We start from the raw sequence: 5,349 nt of genomic DNA, 5'->3' as shown, positions 1-5,349 counted from the left end.
GGGGCGCGCCCTCCGGCGCGCGTGTTCGCCGTTCCTGGGGGATACTTGTGGGAAACTTTGCATGGACTGCAAGGATCTACCTTGTACGGGAGAGGACCATTGGGGCTTCGCGAACGCAAGAAGCAGGCCACGCGCCGTGCCCTCCAGGACGCGGCCGTCCGCCTCACGCTGGAGCGCGGCCTGGAGAACGTGACCGTCGAGGAGATCGCTGCCGAGGCCGACGTCTCCACCCGGACGTTCTTCAACTACTTCGCCACCAAGGAGGACGCCCTCCTGGGCGAGGTCCCGCGGTGCCCCGACGAGGACATGCGCAGGCAGTTCGCGGAGGGCGGCCCCACCGGTGACTTCGTCGAGGACCTCATCACCATGCTGATCGCGTTCCTGGTCAGCACCGACGACCTCGACACCCAGCGCGACGACATGCGCCTGCGCAAACAGCTCATGGACCGCGAGCCCCAGCTCGTCCCCAGGGTGCTCGCCCGCTTCCACACCGTGGAGACGGAGCTCGCCGCCACCATCGCCGAGCGGACCGGCGTCCCCGCCGAGGACGACCGCTCGGTCGTGGTCGCGGCGGCGGCCATGGCGGTGATGCGCCACACCATGAGGCGTCTGCGCTTCTCGGAGAACGAGGAGGCGTCGGACGTCCGCGCCAGCCTTCGCACCGACTTCCGCTTCCTGGGCGAGGTCTACGGGCGGTCCGGGACCGCTGACTGAGCGGGGCCCTCGCCCGAACCCCGCGTCGCCCGGCTCCGCGCCCGGTTCCCGGGGCCGGACCCCGATCCGGGATCCGGGCCCGACCCCTCCGGCGGCACGGTCCGCGCCCGCGGTGTGCCCCACGCCTCAGCGCCCGCGGTGTGCCCCACGCCTCAGCGCCCGGCCGGAACGCCGTGCGCCCCGGTCCGCGTCCAACCCCTGCGGAGCGGGCCGGCACCCCGTGCCCGGCCCCTTCCGAGGGCTCGGGGGGATGTCAGGGGACGCCCAGGGCTGTCCCGGATGGGAATCGTCGTCAGGAGGGGGCAGGGTGGAGACATGAACCAGAACTTCCAGAGCAAGCGCTTCCGACGCAGTGGGAGCGACCGCTACCTCGCCGGCGTCTGCGGGGGGATCGCCGAGTTCCTCAACGTCGACTCCACGCTGGTCCGCCTGGTCTTCGTGGTCCTGACGGTCCTCGGGTTCAGCGGCGTCTTCGTCTACATCCTGGCCTGGCTGATCATGCCGGCCGAGAACGAGAAGCGCTCCTTGCTGGAGCAGATCATCCGCAACTTCCAGGGAAAGCCGAGCCAGAGCTGATGTGGACCCTCAGAGCACAACCGGGTTGGAAGCGACGCGAGCTGCGCACCCCGCGGGAGGAGCGCGAGGTCGAGCAGACCCGCGAAGCCCCCGCGGAGCGCGGCGAGGAGCGCTAGGGACACGGTGCGCTGGGGGTCCTAGGCGCCGCCCCCGGTCGCGTTCATCCGGTCGATGGTCTCGCCGGCCATCCGCGACCACGGCAGGGCCAGGAGCAGCGCGCAGACCACGCCGAGGGCGCCGGCCGCGGCGATGACGACACCGGTGCCGAACTTCTCGGCGAAGAACCCGGCGACCAGGATGCCCACGCCCTGGGCGGCCTGGAGCCCGGCCGCGACCAGCCCGAAAGCCAGACTGCGGCCCTCCTTGGGCACGCACAGCACGAACGCCGCGTTGGCCACGAACTGGTAGGAGCCCGCGACGCCGCAGAGCGCGAGGGCGGACACCATCAGCCACAGCGGCGGTTCGGTCAGCCACAGCAGCAGCGGCGCCGAGGCCAGGACGGCCAGCGGGCCGAGCAGGCGCATGCGGACGGGCGGCGGGACGAACCGGGTCAGGACGAACCCGCCGACGAACCCGCCGATCGCCGAGCCCGCCATGATGAACCCGGCCGCCGCCGCTCCGGCGCCGATCTCCTCGGCCATCGGGTTGGCGAGCCCGTAGGGGATGCCGTACAGGCCGGCGAGCCAGGCGAGCAGCGCCAGGGTGCGCAGCCTGCGGTCGGCGAAGACCAGCTTGGCCCCGTCGCGGGTCATGGCGACGAACCCCGGGCGTTCCGACCGCTCCCCGCGGGGAGCCGGACGCGCGGCCACACCCAGCAGCACGACGAGCGCGGACAGCACGAAGAGGACGCCGGTCGACATCACGGCGATGTTGGGGCCGATGGCGGCGACGATCAGGCCGCCGGCGACCAGACCGGCGAGCATGCCCAGCTGCGAGGTGAGCTGGATGATGGCCGTGCTGGCGACGTAGCGCTCGCCCTGGACGATCTCGGCCATCATCGCGGCGCGGGCCGCGGCGAAGGGGACCGACGGCACCACCGAGCAGAAGAGCAGTATCCAGACGGCCCAGATCGGCATGCCGGGGATGCCGATGAGCACGATCACGGCCGCGCGCGCGAGGTCGCAGGCGATCATGACGCGGCGGCGCGGCAGGAGGTCGGCGAGTCCGGAGATGAGGGGGCTGATGACCGGGGGCAGGAAGGTCAGGGCAAGGGTGACGCCCGCGGCCAGCGCGGAGCCGGTGATCTGGAAGACGAGCACGCTGGTGGCGATGTTCAGCAGGTTCGTGCCGATCACCGAGAGCGCGTGGGCGAGCCAGACGGACCGGAACTCGGCGATCGCCATGACGTCGCGGTAGCTGCTCCGCCAGTCGTCGTTGTTGGGGGCGCTCGAAGACTCGTGGTCTCCGTTGTCAGGTGTGTTGTCGAGGCGCGGATTGGCCACCCGGCACTCCCTTACTGTTACAGGGTTGTAATCACGCTGTGTCGTGTCCCAATAACCAACAGTTCCGGATGGTGAGCTTCGTCGCAAGCCGTTTGGGGAAATTCGTGTCTGATTCGTTGCTGTGGGTAAGGAATGCCGGGTGGATTCGTCCGTGTTGTCAGGTCGCCTTGGACGGATTGTTTCCACTGCTCGCGGCGCGTGCGCGCGGAGACGTACCGCTGTGCCGGAATGTTGTTGATGAGCATAATGTGGATTCACATGTGCGAAGAGTGACGAAAAGCGTGATTCGAAGGAGACCGCGACCCGGGGGCTGGGGGCCGGGGGAGTCCCGGGCTCAGCCCCAGCCGAGCTCGGTCAGACGGGAGTCGTCGATCCCGAAGTGGTGGGCGATCTCGTGGACCACTGTCACGAGCACCTCCTCCACCACCTGCTCGGGGGTCTCGCAGAAGGCGCAGATGTTGCGCCGGTAGATGAAGATCTGGTCCGGGAGCACACCGAAGTAGGAGTCGCCCCGCTCGGTCAACGGGATGCCCTCGTACAGGCCGAGCAGCCCCTCCGGCGACTCGTCCTCGACGGTGATCACCACGTTGTCCATGAGCTGCGCCAGCTCGGGCGGGATCTGGTCGAGGGCGTCGGCGACCAGTTCCTCGAAGTCCCTGCGCGTCAGTTCCACCACACCTGCCATTGTGCTGCCTCCCCGCGACGCGCCGGAAGCGACATAACACTCTCGAAGGGGATGAAACACGGGAACGTCTCCCCGGGAGGGGCATGATGGGGGTGTGTTGTCTTGGGAAGCGATCCGCGGATACGACCTTCGCGGAGCCCTCCGACGGCTCCGCGGCACCTTCGACCGGCTGCGCTCCGGCCGCGCGTGGCGGTGGGGGTGCGTCGTCGTCGCGGGCCTGGTCGGCGGCTGGCTGGGCCTGGCCCTGGGCGGCCAGGTGGTCACCCCCATCGGTCCCGCGGACGTCACGATGAGCCTGAGCCCCCAGTGGCGGGGTGAGACGGTCGTCGACGTGGCCCCGCTGGGGCAGCTGGCCTTCGACACCCACAGCGCCCCGATCAAGCTGGAGGCGAGGATCTCCAACATCCGGCTGTCCGCGGCCGAGGAGGTGTTCGCCGACCCCGAGGCGATCAACCGCATGGCCGCGGGGATCGGTTCCGACCTGCGCGCCGGTGTGATCGGCCTGCTGGTGCGCGCGGTGCTCGCCGCGGCCCTGGGGGCCGCCGTGGTGGGGCTGCTGCTCTTCCGCGACGTGTGGCGGGCCCTGGCCAGCGCCCTGGTGTCGCTGGGCGTGCTCGTGGCCTCCGGGGCCGTGGCCGCCAACACCTTCAACCCCAGCGCCATCGCCGAGCCCCGCTACACCGGGCTGATCGCGGGTGCCCCGCAGGTGGTGGGCAGCGCGGAGGAGGTGGTGGGCCGGTTCAGCCAGTACCAGGAACAGCTGGCCGGGCTGGTCGGCAACGTCGCGATGATCTACGAGGCGACCTCCACCCTCCCCGTGTACGAGAAGGACGAGTCGGTCATCACCGTGCTGCACGTGTCCGACATCCAGCTGAACCCGGCCTCGTGGAGCATCATCCGCACGCTCCGGGAGCAGTACGGGGCGGACATGGTCGTGGACTCGGGCGACCTCACCGACCGGGGGAGCGCGGCCGAGGACGCCTTCGCCGACGAGATCGGCGAACTGGACGTGCCGTACGTGTGGGTGCGCGGCCGACACGACTCCATGGGGACGCAGCGCGCGGTCGCGGCGCAGGAGAACGCCGTCGTGCTGGACGGCGAGGTCCAGGAGGTGGGCGGCCTGACCTTCTACGGGTCGGGGGACCCCCGCTACGTCCCGGACGCGACCCGGCTCAACCCCGACGCCTCCGAGGTGGCCGCCCGGGGCGAGGAGGAGGCCGGGGAGGTGGTCGACTCCCGCGAGGACGTGGACGTGGTCGTCATGCACACGCGCACGCAGGCGGAGGCCTTCGACGGGGTGGTGCCGCTGGTGCTGACGGGCGACGACCACCTGAGGTCCACCGAGCTGACCGACCTGGGCACCAGGTTCCTCGTGCAGGGGTCCACCGGAGGGGCCGGTCTGCGCGGGCTGGACCACGGGCCCGGCCGCCCGACCCCCTACCAGGCGTCGGTGCTGTACTTCGACGCCGAGACCGGGCGCCTCCAGGCCCGCGACGACATCGACCTGGGCGGCATCGGGCTGACGTCGGCACAGGTCGAGCGGCACATCGAGACCGACCCGCAGCGCCCGGTGGGCGAACCCTCCGAGGAACCGGAGGAGGAACCCGCGGAGGAGGCCAGCGACGGGCAGCGGACTCCCTGACCCGCGCGTCAGCGCAGGTGGAGGAGGTGACGACTGGCCGCGCTTATCACTTTGGTGTTGGTTGCGAATCTCCCCTATGCTTGACGTGTCACACGGGCCCCCATCGTCTAGCGGCCTAGGACGCCGCCCTTTCAAGGCGGTAGCGCGGGTTCGAATCCCGTTGGGGGTACGAGGCGGTTCGAGCACTCCCGGACATCTGGCAGAATGAGAACCGCAGCGAGAGCACGGGGCCCAGGCCCGGTGCGACAACTGAACAAGGTCCTGTGGAGCAGTTAGGAGTGCTCGCCACC

At 70.3% G+C, this 5,349-nt stretch carries 5 protein-coding genes and 1 tRNA gene; 4 read left to right on the top strand and 2 right to left on the bottom strand.

Annotated elements, in window-relative coordinates:
• Positions 1–99 precede the first annotated feature (99 nt).
• Both DQW06_RS14165 and DQW06_RS14160 read left to right on the top strand, forming a co-directional pair.
• Positions 100–714 (top strand): TetR/AcrR family transcriptional regulator, encoded by a 615-nt coding sequence (locus tag DQW06_RS14165; protein ID WP_013155459.1) that lies wholly within the window; start codon positions 100–102, stop codon positions 712–714.
• A 315-nt stretch (positions 715–1,029) separates the two neighbouring features.
• The gene (locus DQW06_RS14160; RefSeq protein ID WP_013155458.1) at positions 1,030–1,290 is read left to right on the top strand and encodes a PspC domain-containing protein; all 261 of its coding nucleotides are present in this window, start codon (positions 1,030–1,032) and stop codon (positions 1,288–1,290) included.
• A gap of 137 nt (positions 1,291–1,427) precedes the next feature.
• Here DQW06_RS14160 and DQW06_RS14155 read toward each other — a convergent pair whose 3' ends face one another.
• Complete coding sequence (locus DQW06_RS14155; protein WP_013155456.1) at positions 1,428–2,732, bottom strand: MFS transporter; 1,305 nt, start codon at positions 2,730–2,732, stop codon at positions 1,428–1,430.
• Between the two features lie 334 nt (positions 2,733–3,066).
• Positions 3,067–3,417 carry a metallopeptidase family protein gene (locus DQW06_RS14150; RefSeq protein WP_013155455.1) on the bottom strand — a complete coding sequence of 117 codons (351 nt, stop codon included), beginning with the start codon at positions 3,415–3,417 and terminating at the stop codon, positions 3,067–3,069.
• 97 nt (positions 3,418–3,514) lie between these two features.
• Here DQW06_RS14150 and DQW06_RS14145 point away from each other — a divergent pair, with 97 nt between their 5' ends.
• Both DQW06_RS14145 and DQW06_RS14140 read left to right on the top strand, forming a co-directional pair.
• Complete coding sequence (locus DQW06_RS14145; protein WP_117198610.1) at positions 3,515–5,059, top strand: metallophosphoesterase; 1,545 nt, start codon at positions 3,515–3,517, stop codon at positions 5,057–5,059.
• 96 nt (positions 5,060–5,155) lie between these two features.
• Positions 5,156–5,228: transfer RNA gene (locus DQW06_RS14140), tRNA-Glu, on the top strand.
• Positions 5,229–5,349 lie beyond the last annotated feature (121 nt).

Origin of the sequence: Nocardiopsis sp. TNDT3 (assembly GCF_003427465.1) — a bacterium.
Classification (GTDB): Bacteria; Actinomycetota; Actinomycetes; order Streptosporangiales; family Streptosporangiaceae; genus Nocardiopsis; species Nocardiopsis dassonvillei.
Note: the sequence above shows the minus strand (reverse complement) of the source record. Positions and strands in the feature narration are given on the sequence as shown.

What these genes read in the sequence shown, in the direction of transcription:
- DQW06_RS14160 (WP_013155458.1), top strand. Translation starts at nt 1,030, where the DNA reads ATGAACCAGAACTTCCAGAGCAAGCGCTTCCGACGCAGTGGGAGCGAC.
- DQW06_RS14150 (WP_013155455.1), bottom strand. Translation starts at nt 3,417, where the DNA reads ATGGCAGGTGTGGTGGAACTGACGCGCAGGGACTTCGAGGAACTGGTC.